The organism is Pollutimonas rozaliensis, assembly GCF_048751585.1.
GTDB lineage: Bacteria > Pseudomonadota > Gammaproteobacteria > Burkholderiales > Burkholderiaceae_B.
Genome location: NZ_JAZHOB010000044.1, coordinates 1 through 301, shown reverse-complemented (window position 1 = coordinate 301; position 301 = coordinate 1). Strand labels below are relative to the sequence as shown.

Here is a 301-nt window from a genome sequence, read left to right as displayed (position 1 = left end):
CTCGTTTTGACGGCAAAGGGGATGATACTCAGTGTTTACGCTTTGGTATTGAAGGTAATGCATGGCGCTGGGCACAACTACGTGCTGGCTATGAGATTGATTTAGAAAGTAATCTTGATAATGCTATTACCGCGGGTATTGGTTTTAGTCCGTTTGATGTGGTGCGTTTTGATTTAGCCGGGAACTACGCTGGTAAACATCAGATGGGGGTTGCCGCTAACCTTTCGCTGTCTTTTTAAGCTGATATTTATCGCGTCATTGCCTCTTCAGAGTGATACTCTTGTCTAAATAGAGATAAAGC

General features: G+C 43.5%; 1 protein-coding gene. It reads left to right on the top strand.

Features of this window, described 5'->3' with window-relative positions; translation table 11 throughout:
• Nucleotides 1-239 (top strand): hypothetical protein (locus V0R37_RS21895; RefSeq protein WP_420376530.1); only part of this gene is annotated, 239 nt, incomplete at its 5' end.
• Between the last annotated feature and the right edge of the window lie 62 nt (nt 240-301).